Here is a 24,247-nt window from a genome sequence, read left to right as displayed (position 1 = left end):
CCACAAGAGTCAAATCGAGCCCGCCCGATACGATCCCGCCGTCCGGACCGCCGGAGTCAAGGAAGATCATCATCGGTACGCCCACGGGTGCCCCGGCCAGGTGGTCGCGATCACGCCGGTGGGCGGCGAGTGTGCGATTTTCCACAGGGTTGTCCACAGGGCGGCCGGTGCGTCGGGCGAGCGCTCTGCCAGGTAGGCTAGCCCCGCTCGCCCCTATGGGCCGGCACCCAACTGCGTACACAGTCAGGAGTGCCCAGTGCCTCGCGTCGTCGTCGACGTCATGCTCAAGCCGGAGATTCTCGATCCTCAGGGCCAGGCCGTCGCAAACGCGCTGCCTCGCCTGGGCGTCGGCGACGTCTCCTCGGTGCGCATCGGTCGGCGCATCGAGATTGAGTTCGCCGGTGAGCCCGACCTTGATCGGGCTCGGGAGATCGCGGACAAGCTGCTGGCCAACCCCGTGATCGAGGACTTCTCGATCCGGCTGGCCGATGCCGAGGATGAACATCGGTGACGGCCCGGATCGGTGTGGTGACCTTCCCCGGGTCACTGGATGACGGCGATGCCGCCCGCGCGGCACGCATCGCCGGGGCGGACGTGGTCCGGCTCTGGCACGACGACCCCGACCTGCACCAGGTCGACGCGGTGGTGCTGCCCGGCGGCTTCTCCTACGGCGACTACCTGCGTTGCGGCGCCATCGCCCGGTTCGCCCCGGTGATGGGATCCCTGATCGATGCCGCCCGCGAGGGCATGCCGGTGCTTGGCATCTGCAACGGCTTCCAGATCCTCTGCGAGGCGCACCTGCTTCCCGGCGCGCTGACCCGCAACAAGCATCTGCACTTCCGTAACCGGGACCAGTGGCTGCGGATCGAGGCGGTCAAGACCGCCTGGACCAACACCTTCCAGCCCGAGCAGGACGTGCTCATCCCGGTCAAGAACGGCGAGGGCCGGTACGTCGCCGACCGTCACGTCCTCGACCAGCTTGAGGCCGAGGGCCGGGTGGTCGCCCGCTACCAGCGAGGCAACCCGAACGGCTCGGAGCGCGACATCGCCGCGATCACCAACGAGGCGGGCAACGTGGTCGGCATCATGCCGCACCCGGAGCACGCCGTGGAGGCGTTGACCGGCCCCTCGCTCGACGGTCTCGGCTTCTTCACCTCAGTCCTCAAGCACCTCGCGGGAGTGCCGGCATGACCACCCAGCCCGACACGGCGTCGAGCGAGGTCGATGGGGTGACCCCGCCGACCGACCAGCCCACGCCCCGTGCCGCCGACTCCGCCCCGCAGACCCCGGCCGCGGTGACGATCCCGCCCGCGAAGGCCGCCGGGGCGCACGCCGCCCCGAGCGCCTACCCGGACGACCTCGACACCGTCGAGCGGGCCGTGGACACCCCGGAAGAGCTTCAGCCGTACCCCGAGCTCGGTCTCCGCGACGACGAGTACGACCGGATCCGGCAGATCCTGGACCGCCGGCCGACCCAGGCCGAGCTGGCCATGTACTCGATCATGTGGAGCGAGCACTGCTCGTACAAGTCGAGCAAGGTGCACCTGCGCCAGTTCGGCGAGAAGGCGCCGCCCAGCGACCGGATGCTCGCCGGCATCGGTGAGAACGCGGGCGTGATCCAGATCTCGGACAAGCTCGCCGTCACGTTCAAGGTCGAGTCGCACAACCACCCCAGCTACGTCGAGCCCTACCAGGGCGCGGCAACCGGCGTCGGCGGCATCGTCCGCGACATCCTCGCCATGGGCGCCCGCCCGATCGCGGTGATGGACTCGCTGCGCTTCGGCGCCATCGACCACCCCGACACCGCCCGCGTGCTGCCCGGCGTGGTGGCCGGCGTCGGCGGGTACGGCAACTGCCTCGGCCTGCCGAACATCGGCGGCGAGATCGTCTTCGACCCCTCCTACCAGGGGAACCCGCTGGTCAACGCCCTCTCGCTCGGTGTACTGCCGGTCGACCGGTTGCAGAACAAGGCGGCCGCCGGACCGGGCAACATCGTCGTGCTGATGGGCGCCAAGACCGGCCGGGACGGCATCGGCGGCGTCTCCGTACTCGCCAGTGCCACCTTCGACGAGGGCAGCGAGCAGCGTCGCCCGGCGGTCCAGGTGGGCGACCCGTTCACCGAGAAGCTGCTGATCGAAGCCTGCCTGGAGCTGTACGACGCCCAGCTCGTCGTCGGCATCCAGGACCTCGGCGGCGCCGGCCTCACCTGCGCGCTGACCGAGACCGCCGCCGCAGCCGGCACCGGCATGCGGGTCTGGCTGGAGCGGGTGCCGCTGCGCGAGCCGTCGATGACCCCGCACGAGATTCTGGCCAGCGAGTCGCAGGAGCGGATGCTCCTGGTCGTCACGCCGGAACAGCTCGAAGCGGTGCTGAAGACGGCCGACAAGTGGGGCGTACTCGCCACCGCCATCGGCGAGGTCACCCCGGCCCAGGCCGACGGCGAGCCGGGACGACTGCTGATCACCTGGCGGGACCACACGGTGGTCGACGTACCGCCGGGCTCGCTGGTGGACGACGGCCCGGTCTACGCCCGGCCGATGCGTGAGCCGGCCGACCTGATCCTGCTCCAGGCCGACCGGGCCGAGACGCTGCCCCGCCCGTCGACGCCGGAGGCGCTGCGCGAAACCGTGCTGCGCATGATCGCGTCGCCGAACCTGACCGACAAGTCCTGGGTCACCGAGCAGTACGACCGCTACGTCCTCGGCAACACCGTGCTCGCCCAGCCGGAGGACTCCGGCGTGATCCGGGTGGACGAGGAGTCCGGCCTCGGCGTGGCGCTCTCCGTCGACGGCAACGGCCGGTACGCCCGCCTCGACCCGTACAACGGGGCGAAGCTGGCGCTGGCCGAGTCGTACCGGAACGTCGCCGTCACCGGCGCCAAGCCGGTTGCCGTCACGGACTGCCTCAACTTCGGTTCGCCCGAGGACCCGAGCGTCATGTGGCAGTTCGCCGAGGCCGTACGCGGTCTCGCCGACGGCTGCGCCGAACTCGGCATCCCGGTCACCGGCGGCAACGTCAGCTTCTACAACCAGACCGGCGCGGCGGCGATCCACCCGACCCCGGTGGTCGGTGTGCTCGGTCTGCTGGACGACGTGGCGCAGCGGGTGCCGATGGGCTTCGCCGCCAAGTCCGGCGGCGACCACGACGTGGTGTTCCTGCTCGGCGAGACCCGGCTGGAGCTGTCCGGCTCCGAGTGGGCCTGGGTCACCCACGCGCACCTCGGCGGCGTACCGCCCAGGGTCGACCTCGCCCGCGAGCGGGCCCTGGCCGAGCTGATCGCGGAGGCGGCCCGGTTGGGCCACCTGACCTCGGCGCACGACCTGTCCGACGGTGGTCTCGCCCAGTCGCTGGTCGAGGCCACTCTGCGGCGCGGCGTCGGTGCCAAGATCGCGCTGCCGGACGAGTTCGGCGCCGGCTCGATGCCGTTCGTCTACCTGTTCAGCGAGTCGGCCGCTCGGGCGCTGGTGACCGTGCCGCGCGGCCAGGACAAGGCGTTCATGGCACTCTGCGATGACCTCGGGGTGCCGGTGACCGCGCTTGGGGTCACCGACCCGGCCGGCGGCGCCCTGGACGTACGCGGCCAGTTCACCATCGGTCTGGACGAGCTGCGGACGGCCTTCGAGTCGACCCTGCCGCGCTTCTTCGGCGGGGCCACCGCCGGCGAGGCCACCGCAACGGTGACGGACATCCCGGTGGCACCGGTCGCCGGCACCGAGCCGGTTGCCGCGTCGGTGCCGGTCGTCGCGGACGATTCCGTCGCGTCCGACGAGGCACCGGCAGCCGACGAGCCATCGGCAGCCGACAAGGCACCGGCAACTGACACGGCATTGGCAACTGACGAGGCACCGGCAGCCGATGAGGCACCGGTCGATGCGGCGCCGGTTGACGAGGTGCCGGTGGTGCGGCAGCAGGCAACGGCAGAGGAGCCCGCGACGGAGGCTTCGGCCCCCGGCACGGGTGACTGAGGCGTTGGTCGGCACCGTCTACGCCCAACCAGGATCCGGGGCACGGTTCGACTGGGGGCTGGGCGGTGCCGCCGAACTCGGCCGGGTCTGTGTCGCCCTGGTCGTGGTCGACGTACTCTCCTTCACCACCTCGGTGGAGGTGGCGGTCAGCCGGGGAATCAGGGTGCACCCGTTCCCCTGGGGCGCCCAGGCGGCCGAGTACGCCCGCCGGGTCGGCGCCGTCGCGGCGGTCGGACGAGGTGCGGTCACCCCGGAACAGCCGTGGTCGTTGTCGCCGGCGGCGCTGCGTACCGCGCCGGTCGTGCCCGATCTCGTACTGCCGTCACCGAACGGTTCCGCGATCTGCGCCGCCGCCAGCGCCACCGGAATGCCGGTGGTGGCGGCCTGTCTCCGCAACGCACCCGCCGTCGCGCGCTGGCTGGTCAACGAGGGGTACGGCACCGCGCAGGCGCCGATCGGGGTGGTCGCCGCCGGTGAGCGTTGGCCGGACGGCACGGTCCGCCCCGGCGTGGAGGACCACCTCGGAGCGTCCGCCGTCCTCGATGGGCTCGTCACCGTTGCCGGTGGACTGTCGGTGGAGGCGGCGGTGGCACTGGCGGCGCTGAGCGGTGTGCCCGACCTGCCGGCGGCGATCCGGGGCTGCGTCTCCGGCCGCGAGTTGATCTACCGGGGCTTCGGCGAGGACGTGGAGATCGCCGTCGAGTTCGGAGTCTCCAACGTGGTGCCGCTGCTCCGGGACGGGGTCTTCGCGGCCGCCGCCTGAGTCCCGGCACGTGTTCGCCGGGCCTGAATTCTGCCCGTGTCGGCCGGGCGGTTAGCGGTAGTTTCGAACGTTCCGTGGCTGTCGACCGAGCGGTACAGACTGATCGGGCTGGTCGGGAAGTGCTTCCCGACCAGCCCGGATGTGTCAGTCTTCCAGCGAGACCAGGTCAGTCGTCCAGCCAGTCCAGTGAACGGCGCTCGCCGCCACGGTTCGGTTGCTGCGGTCCGCCCGCGCCGCCCCGGCCGCCGCCGTGCCCGCCGCCCTGCGCCGACTCGTCGTAGTAGCCGCCGCCCTGCTGCTGGTCGTAGCCGCCTCGGTCGTCGTAACCGCCGCGCTGGTCGGGGCCGCCCCGCTGGTCGTAGCCACCGCGCTGGTCGTAACCACCGGCCTGGGGCTGGTCGTAGCTGCCCGCTGCCGGACCGGCACCGTAACCGGGCTGGTCACCGTACCCGCCGCCAGCGGCGCCGTAGCCGCCCGCGCCCTGCTGCTGGTCGTAACCGGCGCCCGCGCTCGGCGCACCGTACGCACCGCCGCCGCCCTGCTGCCCGTAGCCCTGACCGCCCTGACCGCCGTACGGCTGCTGGTCGGCGCCGTACGCGCGGGTGCCGTCGGCGCCGCCGGCACCGTAGGAACCGCCGCCCTGGGCGTACGGGTCGGCCGGTGGGGCGTACTCGCTGCCGCCGGCACTGGGGCCGTCGTAGCGGCCGGTGGGCTCGTCGTACCTGCCACCCGGAGCCGGGGTGGGCGGGTACGGGCCAGCGCCCGGACCGGCCGGCGGGTACGCACCGGGCGCCGGGGGGTACCCCGCGCCGGGCTGCTCGCCGCCGTAGTTGCCGCCGCCATAGCCGCCGGCACCGGATCCCGGCGCACTGCCGTAGCCGTCCGCGCCCGAGCCGGGTGCGTTGCCGTAACCGGCGTCCGAGCCGGGTGTGTTGCCGTAACCACCGGCGCCCGGCGCAGCGCCGTAGCCGCCGGCCCCGGAGCCGGGTGCGTTGCCGTAGTCGGCACCGGGAGCGGCGCCGTAGCCGTTGGCCGGGGCACCGTAGCCACCCGCACCGGAGGCGGGTGCGTTGCCGTAACCGGCACCCGAACCCGGTGCGTTGCCGTAGCCGGCGCCCGAGGCGGGTGCGTTGCCGTAACCAGCGCCGGAGGCGGGTGCGTTGCCGTAGCCACCGGCGCCCGGTGCGTTGCCGTAGCCACCGGCTGCGCCGGCACCGTACTCGTTATTGCCCTGCGGGGCGCCGCCGTAGCCGTAGCCGGCGCCCTGTCCCGCGGCACCGTAGGCCGACCCCTGTGGCTGCTGGGACGGCAGCGGTGCGCCGTACGGGTCCGGGAACTCGTCGTCCACCAGCGGCCGGCTGTGCATCATGGTCGGCGCGTCGGCGAGCGAGGTGCTCCGGTTGATCGCGGTGGCGTCGTGCCCCATGCCGGCGCGGTTCGTGACCCGGGTCTGGTCGGCCCCGCCGTACTGGCCGGCACCGGCGGCGGCCGAGGACCGGGCGCCGCTCGGGCCGTCCTCGTCGTCGTCCGCGTTCTCCTTGCGCCGCATCCAGAGCAGCACGATGGCGCCGACGCCGAGGGCGACCAGCAGGCCACCGACGATGATCAGCATCCAGGAGCCGAGCCCGCCGCCGGAGCCGGTTTCCGACGTCGCCTGCTGCCCCGGTGCGTTGCTGCCGTCCGCCGCCGGTGCGCCTTCCTCGGTCGGCAACGCCTCGTCGCTGGGCAGGGCCTCCGGGGTGGCGGACGGTGAGGCATCGGCGGTGAGCGCCAGCACGATGCGCTGGTTGGTCAGGGTCTGGTTGGCGGCAGCCGTGATCCGCTTCTTCTGGATCGTGTCGTTCAGGCTGGCGCCGAGGTCGATCTGCCCCGGGGTGATCGGGGCGCCGGCGGTGCCGACGAACTTGAAGCTGCCACTGGTGCTCGTGGTGGCGTCGTAGCTGTGACCCCCCGAGTCGAGCAGGACGACCGAGGCGTTCGGCACCGGGGTGTTGTTGGCGTCGGTGACCCGCCCGGAGATCTCCTTGACCGTGGGCGTCGCCGCCGGCTGCGTGGGCTGCGGCGGCTGCTGCGCGGCCTTGACGGTGAGCGAGAAGTCCTTGGTGGCGACGTCGTCGGATGGCTGGCCCGTGGCCCGCACCGTGACCGAGGTCGCGTTGGCGGCAGCAGCGTTGTCGCTGGCCTTGAGGGTTAGCGCGATGGACTTCTGTGTACCCGGTACCACGGTCACCCTGCCGCAACCGCCGGTGCAGGTGACACCCGGTGGCAATCCGGTGACGCTGATCTCTACCGTGATGTCGGCGTCGGTCTTGACACGGACGCTGACGGTCGTGTCGCTGCCGGCCGAGACCGTGGCCGAATTTGCGACCTCAAGGTCCGGAGGTGCAGCGAGAGCTGGTGCCGAGGGGAGAGCGAGCAGGGCACTGGCTGCCAGCGCCACGACCACACCGGCCCGTCGCTTCCAGGCATGTCGGTGTGTTGTCACGTCCACCGCCTTCCGGTCTGGCTTCTCCGACCGACTCAATTCCGGCCAGGGTTCAATACCGTACGAGTACACCGTCGGCAACTATGCCTTGTTCGAGTGGACTCGCGCGACCCAGGGGCAGCGTCAATTGATACGACGGCAGGTCGTATCGTCCCGTCGTGTCCTCTCCGTACAGTAAGTCCTCGGTGGTGGTGGCAGCGGTCGCGGAACTCGACGCTGGTCGTACCCCGCAGCGGGAGCTGCTTCGGGACGCGGTCCGCGCGCTCCTCGCGGAGCTGGCCCGGCGCGCACCTGGCCGTTCGGTGGAGGTGCGGGTTCCACCTTACGGCGCGGTTCAGTGTGGTGCCGGGCCGCGACACACCAGGGGTACGCCGCCGAACGTGGTGGAACTGGATCCGGTGACCTGGATTCTGCTGGCAACCGGTCGGCTGGGATGGGCCGACGCGGTCGCGGCCGGACGGGTCAGGGCCAGTGGGAATCGCGCGGACATATCTGCCTATGTGCCACTCGAATAACTCAATTCTGCGCTAATCGGTCATCACAGCGAGGAGCCACGAGGTGACTTTCTGTATTGTCTCCGGCTCGCGTACACTGTTCGGCGACGGAACTTCCAAATTCCCGCGCGCAAGGCGAGTCCGAGCAGATCCGCATAGAGCAGATCAGCCTTCAGTTTGAGGAGCGGCACGTGCCCCGAGGCGACGGCCGGTTGAGCCACGAACTCGACCCCGAACGGCCCGGCCCGCAAGACGCCTGCGGCGTGTTCGGAGTGTGGGCGCCGGGTGAAGAGGTCGCGAAGCTGACCTACTTCGGTCTCTACGCTCTCCAGCACCGTGGCCAGGAGGCGGCGGGGATCGCCGTCAGCGACGGCTCGGGTGTCGTGGTCTACAAGGACCTCGGCCTGGTTGCCCAGGTCTTCGACGAGCCCACCCTGGCCAGCCTGCGCGGACACCTCGCGATCGGGCACGCCCGCTACTCGACCACCGGCGGTTCGACCTGGGAGAACGCCCAGCCGACGATCCGGGCCAACACCGCCGGCACCACGATCGCGCTGGCGCACAACGGCAACCTGGTCAACACCGCCGAGCTGGCCAAGGAGTCGGCCGCACGCGGCATGGACTCCGACGGTTCGACCTCGGACACCGCCCTGGTCACCGCGCTGCTGGCCAGCCGCCCGGACCTCTCGGTCGAGGCCGCCGCGCTGGAGGTGCTGCCGATGCTGCGCGGCGCGTTCAGCTTCGTGTTCATGGACGAGAGCACCCTATACGCCGCCCGCGACCCGCACGGCGTACGCCCGCTCGTGCTCGGCCGGATGGAACGCGGCTGGGTGGTCGCCAGTGAGACCGCCGCGCTCGACATCGTCGGGGCCAGCGTGGTCCGCGAGGTGGAGCCCGGTGAGCTGATCGCGATCGACGAGCACGGCCTGCGTTCGGCCCGGTTCGCCGTACCGGAGCCCAAGGGCTGCCTGTTCGAATACGTCTACATCGCCCGCCCGGACACGACGATCGCCGGCCGCAACGTCTACTCGACCCGGGTCGCGATCGGGCGGAAGCTGGCCATGGAGCACCCGGTCGAGGCCGACCTGGTGATTCCCGTACCGGAATCGGGCACGCCGGCCGCGATCGGCTACGCCGAGGCGTCCGGCATCACCTACGGCGCCGGGCTGATGAAGAACCCGTACGTCGGGCGGACCTTCATCCAGCCGTCACAGACCCTGCGCCAGCTCGGTATCCGACTCAAGCTCAACCCGCTGCGGGAGAACGTCCGGGGCAAGCGGGTGGTGGTCGTCGACGACTCGATCGTCCGCGGCAACACCCAACGGGCGATCGTCCGCATGCTGCGTGAGGCCGGCGCGCTGGAGGTGCACGTACGCATCTCCTCGCCGCCGGTCAACTGGCCGTGTTTCTACGGCATCGACTTCGCCACCCGGGCGGAGTTGCTGGCCAACGGGCTGGACAACGAGGGCATCCGCCGTTCGATCGGCGCGGACAGCCTCGGCTACGTCTCGCTGGCCGGCCTGGTCGCGGCGACCGAGCAGCCGAAGACGCGGCTGTGCCGGGCCTGCTTCGACGGGGAGTACCCGATCGAGCTGCCGGCCGGGAACCTGATCGGCAAACACGTACTCGAAGGGGTGGGGCGTCGGGTCGCGGACCAGGCACCGGAGCCCGCAGAGCAGCGCTACGACGGCGGTTCCGACGGAGCCGACGTCGACCGCGCCACACCACTCGTCACCAGCCCCGGTGCCCGTGACGCACTGCAACGCCCGTAACGACCCGACCGGCGCCGCCCAGCGGCCGGTGAGTGCCAGAAGTCGAGCCATCCTCGACCGCTACCCGACGCGGCTTGCCGCGAGGAACAAAGGGGAGAACCGTGACGCACGTGACTGAGCGCAATGGCGCAGGTAGCGGGTCGGCCGAGGGCTCCGGCTCCGGCGGCGGTGTGCGCCAGCCCTGGACCGCCGGATCCGGTCGCGCCACCCGCAAGCGCAGCGTCTCGTACGCGGACGCCGGCGTTTCGATCGAGGCCGGTGACCGGGCGGTCGAGCTGATCAAGTCGAAGGTACGGGGCGCCCAGCGGCCCGAGGTGATGGGCCAGCTCGGCGGCTTCGCCGGCCTCTTCCGGCTGGACACCACCAAGTACCGCAAGCCGGTTCTCTCCGCCTCCACCGACGGTGTCGGCACCAAGCTGGTCATCGCCCAGCAGCTCGGCATCCACGACACGGTCGGCATCGACCTTGTCGCGATGGTGGTCGACGACCTGGTCGCGACCGGTGCCGAGCCGCTCTTCCTGCTTGACTACATCGCCACCGGCGAGGTCGTGCCGGACAAGGTCGCCGAGATCGTCGCCGGCATCACCGACGGCTGCCGCTACGCCGGTTGCGCGCTGCTCGGCGGCGAGACCGCCGAGCACCCGGGTGTGTTGAAACCCGACGAGTACGACATCTCCGCGACCGGGGTCGGCGTGGTCGAGGAGAGCGAGATCCTCCGCCCCGAGCGGGTCGAGATCGGCGACGCGGTGATCGCGATGCGCTCGTCCGGCCTGCACTCCAACGGCTACTCCCTGGTCCGGCACGTGTTGCTGGGTGCCGGCCGGATGCGGCTGGACACGGTGATCGAGGACTTCGGCCGGCAGCGGACCCTCGGTGAGGAACTGCTGACCCCGACCAAGATCTACGCGCAGGACTGCCTGAAGCTGATCGCCGAGACCGAGGTGCGGTCGATCGCCCACATCACCGGCGGCGGCATCCCCGGCAACCTGGTCCGGGTGCTGCCGGAGACGGTCGACGCGGTGGTCAACCGGGCCACCTGGAAGCCGCAGCCGATCTTCGACCTGGTGCAGGCCAAGGGCCGGATCGAGGACCCGGAGATGGAGTCCACCTTCAACATGGGCGTGGGCATGTTCGCGATCGTCTCCGCCGAGGACGCGGACCGCGCGCTGGCCTGCCTGGCCGGCCGGGGCGTCGACGCATGGCAGGCCGGCGAGATCATCGAGGGCACCGGCGAGGTGCAGATGATCGGCCAGCACACCCGCGGGTGATCACCGAACGTACATTCGTGCATACCTGATTCATTGCCGTGATCCTTCGCATACCCGATCAGGACTTCACCCGAGTGGCCACCGCAACCTAGCCTGAGGGACACCTCAGGTACGGGGAGGAGGGCCGATGGCTGTTGTCCGGCAAGCATCGACGGGGATGCGAGGCATCGCCACGGTGCCGTCGTACGTGGTGATGCAGCCGACCACGCTCTGTAACCTTGATTGTTCATACTGCTATCTCCCGTTTCGGGCGGATGATCGGAAGATGCCCGTCCCGGTGGCGCAGGCGGTCGCGGGCCCGGTGAACGACTGGGCCCGGTCCGGCCGGTTCTCCGTGGTGTGGCACGGGGGCGAGCCCCTCGCCGCCGGACGGGAGCACCTGGCCGCGCTGCTGGCCCCGTTCGACGACCGGGTCGAGCACCACGTGCAGACCAACGCGACGCTGATCGACGACGCCTGGTGCGAGTTCTTCGCCGAGCACCGGATGCGGGTCAGCGTCAGCGTGGACGGGCCGAGGGAACGCAACTCCGACCGGGTCGGCCGGGGCGGGCGGCCGGCGTACGACCGGATCGAGCGGGGCATCGAGGCGCTGCGGCGCAACGATGTCGGATTCTCCGCACTGTGCGTGGTGACCCGGCCCGAGCCCGGCCTCGCCGCCGAGCTGTACGCGTACTTCCTCGACCTGGGCTGCGACGTGCTCGGCATCAACATCGAGGAGATGGAGGGCGTCAACACCCGGCTCAACGCCCACCCGGCCGAGGCGGTCACCGCCTTCTGGGCCGAGCTGGTCAGCGCCTGGCGCCGTACCCCGAGAATCCACCTGCGCGAGGTCGAGTGGTCCCTGCGGTACGCCGCCGCGGTCCTCGACGGCACCGCGGACGATCTGCTGCCGCGCCGGCTCGACCCGATCCCGACCATCGGGTACGACGGCTCGGTGGTCCTGCTATCGCCCGAGTTGGCCGGCTTCTCCGATCCCCGCTACGGCGACTTCACCAGCGGAAACGTGCTGTCCACCGGGTTGGCGGAGATCCTCGCCGGGGCCGACGGCCTGCCCTGGGTGCGGGAGTTCCTCGACGGCGTGGAGTCCTGCCGGTCCAGCTGCCCCTACTTCGGCTTCTGCGGCGGAGGTCACGCCGCCAACCGTTACTTCGAGCAGGGACGTTTCGACGGTACGGAAACCAACCACTGCCGTAACAGCAAGATCCGTCTACTCGAAGGAGTGTTGGACCATGCGCGAGATCACCAGCCCGCTGGACACTGAGCCGGCCGGGGGCGTCGTCCCCGACCCGGTCGCCGATCGGGTGCGCGCGGCCCGCAGCGGGCTCACCACCCTGTTGCACGAGGCCGAGCAGGCCCGGCGAGTTCGGGCGGAGGCGGCGGCGGTGGGCGAGAGTGGCGGCGCGGTCTGCGCGTGGAACCACTTCGAGAACATCCCGACCTTCTACAACTGGAACAACAGGCCGCGCTGAAGCGGCCGGCGGTCCGGATCGGTCGGCTCTGGCACGGCCGACCGGTCGAGGACCTGCCGCGCGGGTCGGACAACGATCCGCACGGCAGACCCTCGACCGGATGGAACCGTGTTGATCAACGGTGTGCCACACCATCCGGACACGCGTGAGCACGCGGGCGTTACCGCGTGCTCAATGTGCCCGACGGAGGTCAGCGGGCGGGAGGCGACCAGTTGTCTGGGTCGTCGTCCGCGTCATGGTCCTCGTCATCGTCGTCGACATACTCTTTGTAGTCGTCGTCGAAGTCGTGGTCCGACTTGCCGCTGCCGCCGAGTTCTCGCTGCAAGGCGGCGAGGTCGGTGTTCGGGGAGTGGTACTTCAACTCCCGGGCCACCTTTGTCTGCTTGGCCTTAGCACGGCCGCGCCCCATGGCTCGACCCCCTCGCACAGAATTCGGGGCAGCCCGAAGGCGGGCCCCGATGACGTCAGGCATCTCTCGTGGCTCTTACGGTACATGGGTATGCCCGCGTTCGGCACCTCGGGTTACCGCCGGTGGTGCCCGCGCGTCGAGTTGACCCGACCGTACCGTTTTTCGGCCGGGTAACGACCATGCCGGAAAACCGGTCATGACGGCTCGATCACCCTGTGCAGTGGACGGACCGCCGAGATCCCCCTCGGACTCCGATCCGGGACGAAACAACGGCGTACCCGCGCATCGGCGCCGGTCCCGCTGGGCGACCGGCGCCGGTCGGTGGGGCTACGGGCGCCGGTCGGCGACGGGTACGGACGGCCGACCGGACCGGGTCGGCCCCGCCAGCGGCTCTGAGCGGTCGCTCACGGCCCGAGCAGGTGCGCGGCGAACCCGGGGAGAGGCGAGCACGGTCCTTACGCGGTGGGACGCGTGGGGACGCACCGGGGAACCGGCCCCGGCACGTCCCGCGTCGATGTCAGGGGAGGTGGATCGAGCGGAGCCGGCCGACGTCGGCCATCCGGCGCTCGGCCAGCCGGTCGGCCGCCACCGCCGGCGGTACGCCCTCGGCGTCGGCCAGACGCAGGATCTCCCGGGTGGTGTCGTAGATCCGGGTGGCCCGCAGCTTGGCCCGTTCGAAGTTGAAGCCCTCGATCTCGTCCGCGACCTGGATCACGCCCCCGGCGTTCACCACGTAGTCCGGGGCGTAGAGCACACCCCGGTCGGCGAGCTGCTTCTCGATGCCCGGGTGGGCGAGCTGGTTGTTGGCCGCGCCGGCCACGATCTTCGCCCGGAGGGCGGGCACCGTCTCGTCGTCCAGTGCGCCACCGAGCGCGCACGGGGCGTACACGTCGATGTCCGAGGTGATCAACGCGGTCGCGTCCGCGACCAGGTCGACCTCCGGGTACGTGTGCCGGGCCCACTCCAGCGCCTTCTCGCTCACGTCGGTGGCGACCACCGTGGCGCCGTCCTCGATCAGGTGGCCGACCAGGTGCTTGCCGACCTTGCCCAGGCCGGACACGCCGACCCGGCGGCCGGTGAGGGTGGCCGAGCCCCACTGGTGCTCGGCGGCGGCGCGCATGCCCTGGAACACGCCCCAGGCGGTCAGCACTGACGAGTCGCCGGCTCCGCCGTGCTCGACGCTGCGGCCGGTGACGAAGCGCGTCTCGCGTGCCACCACGTCCATGTCCTGCACGTACGTGCCGACGTCGCAGGCGGTGTAGTAGCGCCCGCCCAGCGACTGGACGAAGCGACCGTACGCGCGCAGCAGCGGTTCGGACTTGAGCTGCTCCGGGTCGCCCCAGATGACCGCCTTGCCGCCGCCGAGGTCGAGTCCGGCGAGTGCGTTCTTGTACGCCATGCCCCGGGAGAGGTCGAGCACGTCGTGCAGTGCGTCAGCCTCGCTGGCGTAGGGGTAGAACCGGGTCCCGCCGAGCGCGGGGCCGAGCGCGGTCGAGTAGATGCCGATGATCGCCTTCAGCCCGGTCGGCTTGTCCTGACAGAAGACGACCTGCTCATGCCCGGCCGAAACCTGTTGGTCGGTGCTGGCGAAAACGCCCATGACTGCTCCTGATGTCGGTGTGCGTCCTTGTGGGACGCGGACCTCTCCGGTGGCCGGCGGGGTGACGCCGGTGCTGTCGAGCCTAATATCGGCCGTCGCAACCTGCCGATACCGACCGGGGACTGTTCGTCCCACCTGGCGGGGGCGGCGGCCCGTGATCGGTGCCGTCGTCGGCAGGGAACTCGGATTTCATGGGAGGATCGCGCCGTGCCGTCGCTCTTCGCTTCCTACCTGCGGGTGTATGAGCCGTTGACCGCGTTCGACCGGGACCGGCAGATTTTCTGGCGCCGGTATGTCAAGGAGGGCCGGGCGGTCGCCCCGCTGGAGGGCCCGGGACGGCAGCGTACGGCGGTGATCGAGGCGCTCGGCGCGGGCTGGACCCGGCTGCCCGACCTGCCCGACGAGGCGTACGTGCTGGAGACCGACGACACGCTGCTGGTCTGCCCGTGGAACCTGCGGGTCCGGGTGGCCGAGGCGGCGCTGAGCGCCCGGGACGGGGTGCCGCCGGTGCTCGCCGACGCGTTCGTGCCGCCGATCCTGGCCGGTCAGGCCAAGGCGGTGGTGGAGGACTTCCGCAGCGGGGCCCGGGTGCTGGAGCACGGGGTGCCGCGGCTGCACGAGCAGATCGCCACCTGGGGTGTGCCGCTGCGCTGGTTCGTCTTCGTTGACGCCGCCGAGCGGGAGCTGACGGTCCGGCCGGAGCGGCGGGTGCTGCGCTACCGGACGGAGATCTCGAAGGCCCGGCGCCGGGCCTCCCGGGGGCTGGCGGTGCTGCGCAAGTCGGTCGGGGACGCGCCGATCACGGAGGCGGTCGAGGAGGGCGCCCGCTGGCTGGAGGAGTTCCATCCCCGGTCGGTGGTGGAGCTGGACTACGGCGGTCTGGTGCAGTTGCTGCCGGACCAGGCGCTGGCCGACGACGACTCGCCGGCGTTGGTCGCGGAGGGCCTCGCCGGGCTGTCCCGGGGCGACGCGGAGGGGGCCACCGAGGTGTACGAGAAGTTGGTCGCCCGCTGGCGCGCGGTGCAGTTGCTGGAGCGGTGCAACTAGGTCTCGTCCGGGGAGTTGCGACCGGCGCTCGCGGGGTTCCGCGTTAGGGGCGTCGGGCCGCACCTCCTAACAACCCCGTGTTGATCTTGTTGAATGCCGTATCCCGACACTCGTTCGTGTTTTCCGAGGTCACGGGCTTGTGGAGCGTTTCCAACGTGAGGTCTGCTCGTAATCTTGGGGTTACGATGGGCCACAAGCCGCCCGAATAAGACAGTTTTCAGTATAGAAAAGTTGTATAAATCGGTCATTGTTCATCCGTCCATCCAGGGACGTTCGGCCGTTCGGCCCATGTCGGACATCGGGGACTAGCCGGACCATGGGAGACGCGTCGGCCGGCGGGACCCCGGCCGATGTCTATAGGCACCTGTGGAGGAGTGACCGATGGCATCGCGTACGCATGAACCAGAGCCGCTACTCACGCCGGCCGAGGTGGCGTCGATGTTCCGTGTCGACCCGAAAACCGTGACCCGGTGGGCGAAGGCGGGCAAACTCAGCGCAATTCGAACGTTGGGTGGCCACCGGCGTTACCGCGAGTCGGAGGTTCGCGCCCTGCTGCAGGGGCAGATTCCCCAGCAGCGTCAAGGCGACTGACCCCTTACCGGGCCAGCCGCGTTTCGTTTCGTCCCAGGGGCGGCGGAGATACGGGAAACCGTACTCCACCGCCCCTGAGTCGTGCCGGCGGCGCCCACCCGCGCCGCGGGCACTCAACCGGCCGCCACCGCCAGGTTGGTCTCCTCGACCAACCGTCCGTCCCGCAGTTGCAGCACCCGGTCCGCCAGCTCGATCAACGTCGGGTCGTGGGTGGCCACCAGCGCCGTCATCCCACGCGACCGGACCAGGGCCTGGAGCAGATCCATCATCGACCGCCCGGTCTCCGAGTCGAGCTGACCGGTCGGCTCGTCCGCGATCAGCAGCGGCGGATCGTTGGCCAGCGCACGGGCGATCGCCACCCGCTGCTGCTGCCCCCCGGACAGCTCGTACGGCCGCTGGCCCGCGTGCCCGCCCAACCCGACCAGCTCCAGCAGGATCGACACCCGCCGGTCCCGCTCGCTCGCCGGCACCTTGGCCAGCCGCATCGGCACCCCGACGTTCTCCGCCGCGGACAGGATCGGAATCAGGCCGAACGACTGGAACACGAAACCCATCGTGTCCCGGCGCAGGTCCAGCAGGTTCCGCTCGCCGGCCGCGGTCACCTCGTGACCGGCCACGAAGATCCGTCCCGAGGTCGGCCGATCCAGCCCACCGATCAGGTTCAACAGGGTCGTCTTGCCCGCCCCGGACCGGCCCCGGATCGCCACCAACTCGCCGTGGCCGACCCGGAACGACACCTCCCGCAGCGCGTGCACCACCCGGTCACCCGAGCCGTAGTCCCGGCTCACACCCTCGATCCGTACCAGGTCCTCGCTGCTCACTGCTGCTCCTTCTGCGGTTCGTCGCCGGGGCGGATCTCCACGTGATCCGGCTGGAGGTTGAGCTTCACCCGGTCCCGCAGGACCAGCGCGTCCACGAAGGCCGCTGGCAACTGCATCCGGCCGGCCCGGTCGAGCACCGCGTACTCCTCGGTGACCACCTCCTCGGAGCCGTCCGCGCCGATCCGGGCCGACCGCCGTACCTCGGATGCGGTTCGCCCGTCGCGGATCGCGACCGTCCGACGGACCTGGGTCGCCACGTTGTGGTCGTGGGTGACCACCACCACGGTGACGCCCAGCTCGGCGTTGATCGTGCGCAACGCCCCGAAAACCTCGGCCGCCGTCGACTCATCCAGCTCACCGGTCGGCTCGTCGGCGAACAGCACCTCCGGGTCGTTCGCGACCGCGACCGCCACCGCGCAGCGCTGCTGCTCCCCACCGCTCATCTGGTCCGGCCGCCGGTCCGCGCAGTAACCGACCCCGACCAGGTCCAACAGCTCCAGCGCCCGGCGGCGGGCCGCCCGCCGGGAGGTACGCCGGGCCAGCCGCATCGGCAACTCCACGTTCTCCCGCGCGGTCAGGTACGGCAGCAGGTTCCGTCCGGTCTGCTGCCAGACGAAACCGACAGTGCTCCGGCGGTAGCGCAGCCGCTGCTTCGCCGACATGGTCAACAGGTCGAACCCGGCCACCCGGGCGATCCCCGCGGTCGGCACGTCCAGCCCGGAGAGGATGTTGAGCACGGTCGACTTGCCCGAGCCGGAGGCGCCCACGATGGCGATCAGATCGCCCCGGTCGATCACCAGGTCCAGCCCCTGTAGGGCCACCACCTCGACGCCCTCGGTCTTGAAGATGCGGACCAGGCCGTCACAGACGATGTGACCCCGCAGCCGGTCGTTGCCGCCGGCCCGCTCCGCCGCCCGTTCGGCGGCGCGGCGTTGCAACGCCGCGAGATCGGGTACGGCGGTGGTCAGGGCAGCGGTCATCAGTTTTCCTCTCCCAGCCGGAGGACCTCGCCGAGGCGCATCCGTCGGTTGACCAGATTCTCGATCACGAGCGCGGCGGCCAGACCGACCACCACCAGCAGCAACACCCCGCCGACCAGCAGCGGGTCAAGATGGGTCCGGGCGGCCACCCCGGAGGTGAAGGTGGACAGGTTCAGCGCCGGCCCGATCAGGCCCGGCAGCGCCACCCCGACCAGCCCACCGGCGAGCACCGCGGCGCCGATCAGCGGCAGCAGCTCGTACACCAGCAGTTGCCGTCCCTGCCGGCCGGACAGGCCCATGGTGCGCAACCGGGAGAGCACCCGACCCCGGGTACGGGCCTCGGCGAGCACCGCGAAGCCGACCGCGAGCAGTGCCAACCCGGTCCCGCCCAGCGCACCGATCAGGAACGCCAGGCTGAGCAGCTCGTTACCGCCGGTCCGGTCCAACGACGTCCGGTACTCCGACCGGGTCACCAGCTCGGCCGGAGCGGCGACCCCGGTGACCGGCCGACCGAGCACGCCCGAACGCCACTCCCGCTGCCCGTCGTCGGCTGTTCGCAGCAGCGCCGCCCGGTCGAAGTCGTCCCCGGCCACCAGGTAGCGGTTCGGCATGATCGGTTTGAAGTCCGGCACCGGCAACGCCTGCCAGGGCAGCACCACGAACCGTTCGACCCCGACCTTCACGCCGGGGAAGGTGTCCGCGACCACGCTGGGGGTGAAGGCGTAGAACCGGCCCTGGACATCCGCCACCGCGCCGTCGCCGACCGACGCGGCGATCGCCGGCGAGACGACCGCCGGCACCGGCCCCTCACCCCGGGTCGCCCGGCGCAACGCCGCGGGCACCGCGTCATCCGGTACGCCACTGCGCCGCATCACCTCGACGAAGGCCGGTACGTCCACCACGACCACCTGTGCCTGCCCCAGATCCTCGGCGCCGACGCCGGTCCCGGAAAGCAGATGCTGGGCGTTTTCCAGCGCGACCCCGGTGACCGCGTCCACCCCCGGCAACTCCCGGAGCCGGTCGGCGGTCGTCGTCGCGAAAGTGCCCCCGACCAGGTCGGCGTCGGCCGGGACCACCCGCTCGGTCACCTGGTCCCGGGCATGCGAGATGGTGCCCGCGACCACCCCGCTGAACACCCCGGTGGTGATCGCGACAACCAGTACGGCGAGCGGGCCGATGGTCACCGGCGCACCCCGACCGGCCCTGGCCAGCCCGAGGAACAGCACCGAGCCACGGGTTCGGGCGGCGACCCGGTCGAGTATCCGCAGTGGCCAGGGCAGCAGCCGCAGGGCGATCAGCGCGGTGCCGGTGGCCAGCAGCACCGGCACCGACACCAGGTACGGATCCAGCCCACCGTCCGGGGCGAGGCCGCGCCGTCGGAGCAGGAACACCCCGAGCGCGGCCAGCCCGAGCACGCTGATCTCGGCGGTGAGTCGCCGGGCCGACGGCCGCTGCCGGACCAGGTCCTGCCGGCGTACGACGAACGTGACCCGGCGCTGGCTGGACATCGCCAGCAGCGGAACCGCGACCGTGGTGAGCACCGCGAGCACCGGGACCAGCCACTCCGTCCCGGCCGGGCGACCGGGGACCAGGGTGCCGAGCAGCCAACCGGCGAGCATCGCGAACGGCTGCACCAGCACCGACTCGGCGAGCGTGCGGGTGCCGATGGACAGCGTCGAGGCGCCCCGGGCGCGCAGCAGGGCCAGTTCCTCGCGGCGGCGCTCCAGCGACAGCCGGGCGGCGAGCAGGATCAGCCCGACCAGGCTGGCCAGCACCCCGGCCTGGACCACCCCGAGCAGCGCGCGTACGGAGGCCAGTCGTTCCTGGAACTGGATCAGGGACGCGTCCAGCGAGGTGGCCACCGGGGCGCCGGCCAGCGGCGGGACCCGCTTCAGCCGGACCAGCGCGGCGGTCAGCGACTCGATGTCCCCGGAGTTCAGCCGGTGCTCGTCGATCCGGTAGTGCCACTGGTAGGTGAACTGGCCCAGGCGCCCGTCGACCGCGCCCATCCCGGCCCAGTCGGTCACCACCAACGCCTGGAACCGGTCGCCGTCGAGCAACGGCACCAGCGGCTCCAGGGCGAGCCGCATGTCGTTCCAGACCGGTGCGCTCGGGTCCAGCGCCGCGAAGATGCCGACCACCTCGACGGCCACCGGCGGCGTACCCGGAGCCGCGTTGATGCCGAAGTGGCTGCCGAGTCGCAGCGACAGCGTGTCCGCGGTCGGCTCGGACACCACGATCGCGATCCGGCCGGCGGGCGTCCTGCCGGCGGCGTCCGGCCAGACGCCGGAGACCATCCGGACGGCCTCCCGAACCCCGGTCTGGGCGCGGATCCCGACGGACGGCCCGGCGCTGCCGTTGAACGGGATGAAGTCTCCGGAGGAGGAGAGTCCCACCGGTCCGACCGAGGCGGAGTACCACTGGTCGCCGATCAGGCGGGGCAGCGGTTGGGGCATCGCGTCCCGGTACACCGGGAGGTTCGCCGTCCCGGCTCCGGGGTCGCCGAGCGGACCGGGCTGGACCGACGTCGGCAACATGATGTCCCGGACCAGGTACGGCAGCCCCGCCACGTCCGCGCCGAGCCCCCGGTCGGCGTACTCGTTGGCCAGCCGAGGGGCACCGGTGACCAGCGCCGCCGCCATCAACCCGAGTACGGCGAGCAGCCCGATCTGTCCGGCGAACGCGCGCAACCGACCGATCGGCCCGGACCCGTTGGCTCCCACAGACCTCTTCCCGCTCCTGTTCCCGTTGCTGTTTTCGGGGTTCACCGGTCGTCTCCGATGCGGAGCTGGGCGGCGACGAGGCGCTGCCGCAGGGTGGTGGCGACCAGGCCGCTGAGCAGCAGCGCGAGCGCCAACAGCCCGGCCGTGGTGGCGAGCACCGGTGGCCAGTCGACGGCGAGCAGCGGTGGTGGCGATGGTCGGTCCGCCGACGGGGTGAGGATCACCAGTGGGGCCATCGTGGCCGCCACCCCGACCCCGACCCCGAGGCCGACCAGCACCCCGATCCCGGAGAGAAACGCCTGTTCGGCGATGAGCGACCGGGCCAGCAGCCGGTGCCCGGCGCCGAGCGTGTGCAGGACCGCCAGCTCGTTGACCCGGCGCCGGGCGGTGGCGCTCACGTCGACGGCGATGCCGACCGCGGCGAGCAGCAGCGCCCCCAGGGCGGCGGCGAACAACGCCCCCCGCGCACCCACCCCGTACGGGTCGACCTGGTCGGCGATCGCCTGCCGGTCGAGCACCCGCAGGCCGCCGAGCTGCGCCGCGGCCCGCGCGGTCGCCGTCGGCTGCGCCGGGTCGGTGCCGACCCACCACTCCTCGTTCGTCCGGAGGATGCCGTGATCGTGGAAGAACCGGGCGCTCAGCGAGGGCAGGTCGGTCAGGAGCGCGGCCGGTTCGGTGTCCCCGGGGATCGAGTCGACCGTACCGACGATCTTGATCTGGGCGTCCGCCAGCCCGAGCGGGAGGCCGGTCACGCCGCCGACGTCGAGGCGCAGCGCGGCCAGCGCGGGCGGGGTGGCCAGCACCGGGATCGGGCCGGTGCCGGCGGTACGGACCAGCGCCATCCGTACCGTCGAACTGCCCCAGCGGGAGTTGTTGTTCTCGACGTCGTACCGGGTGGCCATGGTGCCGACGTTGGCGGACGCCGTACCCTCCCGGTCGAGTTGGTCCATGGTCCGCCAGCCGCCGCCGACGGTCAGATCGACCGGGGTGCCGGCGGTGCCACCCGGACCGGCGGTGAGCTCGGTGAGCGTCCAGTCGAGCCGCATGCCGCTCTGGCCGATCGCGTCGGTGACGAACCCGGCCAGCCGGGCCGGCGAGGTGCCGACCGGCAGGTCGACGGAGAACCGCAGCGGCGCACCGTTGCGGCTGGCACCCAGCGGCACCCGGCGATAGTCACCGGTCGGCTCGACAAGGACGGCGGCGGTCCGGATCTCGTCCGAGTACGGGGACTGCCCGACGGTCGTACGGACCACGCCGGAGAGCTTCCGGGCACCGGCCGGCAGTTCGGTGTACGGCGCCTCCACCCGCTGCGCGGCGACCTGCCGGAGCAGCTCCGCGCCCGAGCCGCCGCCGACCAGGTCGTCCCGGATCCGGACCACGTCCGCCCCGGCGGCGGTGTCGATGGCGACCAGCGACGCCGGTTCGGCGGCCGGGCCGAGCCGCAGGCTCTCCCGCCACGCCGGCAGCACCTCGCGTACGCCGGGCAGGCCGGCGAGCGCCTCCGTGCGTCCGGCGGGCGGGAAGCCCTCCATCTCCACCAGCCGCAGGTCACTGCCGACCCCGTGGGTGGCCTGGTCGACCAGCGACCGCTCGGAGGTGCTGGCCAGGCACCAGGCCAGGGTGCTGACCGCGACGGCGAGGGCGAGCAGCAGGACCGGGCCGGCGTGCGGTCGCCGACCGGCCTGCCAGGTGCCGAACATGGTGGCGGTCCACGGCTTGCGTTCGACGTACCGCTCGGCCAGCCGGGTCAGTGGCGGCAGCACCCGCAGTGCGAGCACCGCACCGGCCAGTACGCCGAGCGTCGGGGTGGCGGCGAGCAGCGGGTCGATGCCCAGCTGGTTCCCGCTGCGGGAACCGGCCAGCGGTGAGGAGTACTGCCGCAGTTGCAGCCAGCCGAGCACCGCGAGGGCGATCAGGGCCAGGTCGACACCGGCCCGCTGGGCGACCGCGCGGCGGCTGGGCCGGGAGCGGCTGGCCAGCTCGGCGACGTACGTTCCGCTGCGGCGTACCGAGGGGCCGATGATCGCCAGCGCGCAGCCGGCGGCGGCGAGCCCCGCCACCAGCCAGCTCAGCGGTGCCGGCGAGGAGTCGAACCGGAGCCCCACCGCCGCCAGCATCGGCACCCGGTCGGCCAGCCGCAGGCCCTCGGTGGCCAGCAGCGGGGCGAGCAGGGCGGCCGGCAGGACCATCAGCGTGGCTTCCCGTACGGCCAGGCCGGCGAGCTGGTTGCGGGCCGCGCCCCGGGCCCTCAGCAGCGAGTTCTCGCCCCGGCGCTGCTCCACCAGGAGTACGGCGACCAGCACCAGCGCGTACCCGCCGAGCACGATGACCAGGAGCATCGGGGTGACGAGTGCGGATCGGCCGACCAGGTTGGCGCGTTCGAGTCGTTCGGCCAACCGGTCGAGGCTGGTGGTCATCAGCCCGGAGGTGCCGAGCCCGGCGGCTTGCGGCAGTTCGGTGGTGAGCCGGTCGACGGTCTCGGCGAGCCGGCTCAGCTGGTCCACGGTCGCGCCGACGAGTTGCGGCTCGACCAGCCAGGCGGCACTGGCGTTGGTGGCGAAGTGGGCGACGAAGTCGGCCCGGTCCACGACCAGCGGCCCGTACGTGGACGACTGTGGTACATGCCCGTCGGTGACCTCGGGCGTGAGCCGCCAGTAGGGGGCCTGCGGGTCCCGTGGGTGCCAGATGCCGGCGACGGTGAGGTCGCTGACCCGACCGGTGACCCGGTCGGTGACCGGGATCCGGTCGCCGACGGTCACGCCCAGGATCTCGGCGACCGGTTCGGCGAGCGCGGTCTGGACCGGGCTGCCGCCCGGCTGCGGCCACCGACCGGCGCTGAGTTCGGCCTGCTCGGGCAGGCCGTCGAGGAACACCACCGAACCGAAGACGATCCCGTCGTCGTCGGGCACCGCCTCGCCGACCGGGCCGGAGAGTTGCCGCCCGGCGGCGTACCCGGCGGCCGAGACCGGCGCGGGCAGGCCGGCGACGCCGCCGGACACCTTCTCCCGCAGGGCCGCGTCCCGGTCCCGCAGGGCGTCCGGCGAGCCACCGGTCGAGCCCCGGACGAGCATCGAGCGTTCCTGCGGGTCGGCCGAGTCGATGGCGTTGGCGGTGCCGGTGTCGACGACCTGCCGGCTGTAGCCGGCGAGGCCGGTGAGCAGCGCGGCGGCGATCAGGGTCGCCCCGGTCGCCGCGAGTAGCAGGCCCTTCACCGCACGGGCGCGCCGTAGCACCAGCCTCATTCCACCGCGTCCCCTCGTCACCCGTCCGGGCGACGTGTTCGACCGCCCCTCACCGCTCCTGATCGGCGAGGGGGTCGGAAAGGTTCGCAGGGATCGTCAGAAATCTTTCGAGCCGGCGGTTCGTGACGTGACGAATACCTAATCGAGATCCACCCGTTGTGTTGCGGCGGAGCGCAAGGCTACCCGCTCGTCGGGGCGGGTCGATCGGCTGCGATCCGCAGCGTGACCGGCTCGTCAGGTCAGGGTGATCCGGACACAGACCGTGCCGTCGGCACCCCGGCGCAGCCGGGAGCCGAGCAGGGTCAGCCGGCCGAGCAGGCCGTACTTGTGCCGGAGCAACTCCTGGATCCGTCCGGCGCCGGCCCGGTCGGTGAGCACCGCCTGTCCGGGCACCGCCTCGCCGGTCGGCCGGCCGCGTACGTCGCACGGCGCCACGGTCACCCGTCCGGACCGCCGGATCCGCTTGACCTTGCCGCTGCCCGCGGCGGTCCAGACCGCGAGCGCGTCACCGTCGCGGACCACCCAGACCGGGGTGCCGACCGGTCGGCCGTCCCGGCGGAAGGTGGTGAGCAGCACGTACTTTCCGCCGACGAGGAGATCGAGGTTGGTCACCCTCGC

Annotated in this window: 19 protein-coding genes; 11 read left to right on the top strand and 8 right to left on the bottom strand. The window is 71.7% G+C overall.

Annotated features, from left to right (window positions below):
- Nucleotides 1-256: 256 nt before the first annotated feature.
- Genes purS through OG792_RS32325 form a run of 4 tightly spaced genes read left to right on the top strand, consistent with a single transcriptional unit; the run spans nt 257 to nt 4,728 of the window.
- Entirely contained in the window at nt 257-511 is a 255-nt protein-coding gene (purS, locus tag OG792_RS32340; protein ID WP_329105341.1) for a phosphoribosylformylglycinamidine synthase subunit PurS, read from the top strand.
- On the top strand, nt 508-1,191 hold the full coding sequence (gene purQ, locus OG792_RS32335; protein ID WP_329105339.1) for a phosphoribosylformylglycinamidine synthase subunit PurQ: 684 nt from the start codon (nt 508-510) through the stop codon (nt 1,189-1,191). Before purS ends, purQ begins: the two co-directional genes overlap by 4 nt.
- Nucleotides 1,188-3,965, top strand: a complete 2,778-nt coding sequence (gene purL, locus OG792_RS32330) for a phosphoribosylformylglycinamidine synthase subunit PurL (RefSeq protein WP_329105337.1) — start codon at nt 1,188-1,190, stop codon at nt 3,963-3,965. Before purQ ends, purL begins: the two co-directional genes overlap by 4 nt.
- Nucleotides 3,958-4,728 carry a 2-phosphosulfolactate phosphatase gene (locus OG792_RS32325; RefSeq protein WP_329105335.1) on the top strand — a complete coding sequence of 257 codons (771 nt, stop codon included), beginning with the start codon at nt 3,958-3,960 and terminating at the stop codon, nt 4,726-4,728. The genes purL and OG792_RS32325 overlap by 8 nt, the downstream gene beginning before the upstream one ends.
- 166 nt (nt 4,729-4,894) lie before the next feature.
- Here the strand turns inward: OG792_RS32325 and OG792_RS32320 are convergent, their stop codons facing one another.
- Nucleotides 4,895-6,958 (bottom strand): carboxypeptidase-like regulatory domain-containing protein, encoded by a 2,064-nt coding sequence (locus OG792_RS32320; RefSeq protein WP_329105334.1) that lies wholly within the window; start codon nt 6,956-6,958, stop codon nt 4,895-4,897.
- A gap of 443 nt (nt 6,959-7,401) precedes the next feature.
- Here OG792_RS32320 and OG792_RS32315 point away from each other — a divergent pair, with 443 nt between their 5' ends.
- From OG792_RS32315 to amcA, 5 genes are all read left to right on the top strand, one after another.
- Nucleotides 7,402-7,728, top strand: a complete 327-nt coding sequence (locus OG792_RS32315; RefSeq protein ID WP_329111570.1) for a sterol carrier family protein — start codon at nt 7,402-7,404, stop codon at nt 7,726-7,728.
- Nucleotides 7,729-7,898: 170 nt separating this feature from the next.
- Nucleotides 7,899-9,479: an amidophosphoribosyltransferase gene (gene purF / locus OG792_RS32310; protein WP_329105332.1), complete on the top strand. Its 1,581-nt coding sequence runs from the start codon at nt 7,899-7,901 to the stop codon at nt 9,477-9,479.
- A gap of 101 nt (nt 9,480-9,580) precedes the next feature.
- Nucleotides 9,581-10,747, top strand: a complete 1,167-nt coding sequence (purM, locus tag OG792_RS32305) for a phosphoribosylformylglycinamidine cyclo-ligase (protein WP_329105330.1) — start codon at nt 9,581-9,583, stop codon at nt 10,745-10,747.
- A 157-nt stretch (nt 10,748-10,904) separates the two neighbouring features.
- Nucleotides 10,905-12,008 (top strand): cyclophane-forming radical SAM peptide maturase AmcB, encoded by a 1,104-nt coding sequence (amcB, locus tag OG792_RS32300; RefSeq protein ID WP_329105328.1) that lies wholly within the window; start codon nt 10,905-10,907, stop codon nt 12,006-12,008.
- A complete protein-coding gene (gene amcA, locus OG792_RS32295; RefSeq protein ID WP_329105326.1) occupies nt 11,977-12,216 on the top strand; it encodes a multiple cyclophane-containing RiPP AmcA in 240 nt (79 codons plus the stop codon). The genes amcB and amcA overlap by 32 nt, the downstream gene beginning before the upstream one ends.
- Nucleotides 12,217-12,406: 190 nt before the next feature.
- Here the strand turns inward: amcA and OG792_RS32290 are convergent, their stop codons facing one another.
- On the bottom strand, nt 12,407-12,625 hold the full coding sequence (locus tag OG792_RS32290) for a DUF3073 domain-containing protein (RefSeq protein WP_329105325.1): 219 nt from the start codon (nt 12,623-12,625) through the stop codon (nt 12,407-12,409).
- A gap of 517 nt (nt 12,626-13,142) precedes the next feature.
- Nucleotides 13,143-14,225: a Glu/Leu/Phe/Val family dehydrogenase gene (locus OG792_RS32285; protein ID WP_329105323.1), complete on the bottom strand. Its 1,083-nt coding sequence runs from the start codon at nt 14,223-14,225 to the stop codon at nt 13,143-13,145.
- A 207-nt stretch (nt 14,226-14,432) separates the two neighbouring features.
- Between OG792_RS32285 and OG792_RS32280 the strand changes: the two genes are divergently transcribed.
- Both OG792_RS32280 and OG792_RS32275 read left to right on the top strand, forming a co-directional pair.
- Nucleotides 14,433-15,272, top strand: a complete 840-nt coding sequence (locus OG792_RS32280) for a hypothetical protein (RefSeq protein ID WP_329105321.1) — start codon at nt 14,433-14,435, stop codon at nt 15,270-15,272.
- Between the two features lie 381 nt (nt 15,273-15,653).
- Nucleotides 15,654-15,863 carry a BldC family transcriptional regulator gene (locus OG792_RS32275; protein ID WP_007073996.1) on the top strand — a complete coding sequence of 70 codons (210 nt, stop codon included), beginning with the start codon at nt 15,654-15,656 and terminating at the stop codon, nt 15,861-15,863.
- Between the two features lie 113 nt (nt 15,864-15,976).
- Here the strand turns inward: OG792_RS32275 and OG792_RS32270 are convergent, their stop codons facing one another.
- The 5 genes from OG792_RS32270 to OG792_RS32250 all read right to left on the bottom strand — a co-directional run bounded on the left by OG792_RS32270 (nt 15,977) and on the right by OG792_RS32250 (nt 24,241).
- Entirely contained in the window at nt 15,977-16,684 is a 708-nt protein-coding gene (locus tag OG792_RS32270; RefSeq protein ID WP_329105318.1) for an ABC transporter ATP-binding protein, read from the bottom strand.
- Nucleotides 16,681-17,664, bottom strand: a complete 984-nt coding sequence (locus tag OG792_RS32265) for an ABC transporter ATP-binding protein (protein WP_329105316.1) — start codon at nt 17,662-17,664, stop codon at nt 16,681-16,683. The genes OG792_RS32270 and OG792_RS32265 overlap by 4 nt, the downstream gene beginning before the upstream one ends.
- On the bottom strand, nt 17,664-20,387 hold the full coding sequence (locus OG792_RS32260; protein ID WP_329105313.1) for an FtsX-like permease family protein: 2,724 nt from the start codon (nt 20,385-20,387) through the stop codon (nt 17,664-17,666). The genes OG792_RS32265 and OG792_RS32260 overlap by 1 nt, the downstream gene beginning before the upstream one ends.
- A gap of 41 nt (nt 20,388-20,428) precedes the next feature.
- The gene (locus tag OG792_RS32255) at nt 20,429-23,629 is read right to left on the bottom strand and encodes an FtsX-like permease family protein (RefSeq protein ID WP_329105312.1); all 3,201 of its coding nucleotides are present in this window, start codon (nt 23,627-23,629) and stop codon (nt 20,429-20,431) included.
- Nucleotides 23,630-23,863: 234 nt separating this feature from the next.
- Complete coding sequence (locus OG792_RS32250) at nt 23,864-24,241, bottom strand: PPOX class F420-dependent oxidoreductase (RefSeq protein WP_329105310.1); 378 nt, start codon at nt 24,239-24,241, stop codon at nt 23,864-23,866.
- Nucleotides 24,242-24,247 lie beyond the last annotated feature (6 nt).

This window comes from Micromonospora sp. NBC_01699 (assembly GCF_036250065.1).
Taxonomy (GTDB): Bacteria; Actinomycetota; Actinomycetes; order Mycobacteriales; family Micromonosporaceae; genus Micromonospora_G.
The sequence above is the reverse complement of the archived record's forward strand: the minus strand, read 5'-3'. Positions and strand labels throughout refer to the sequence as shown.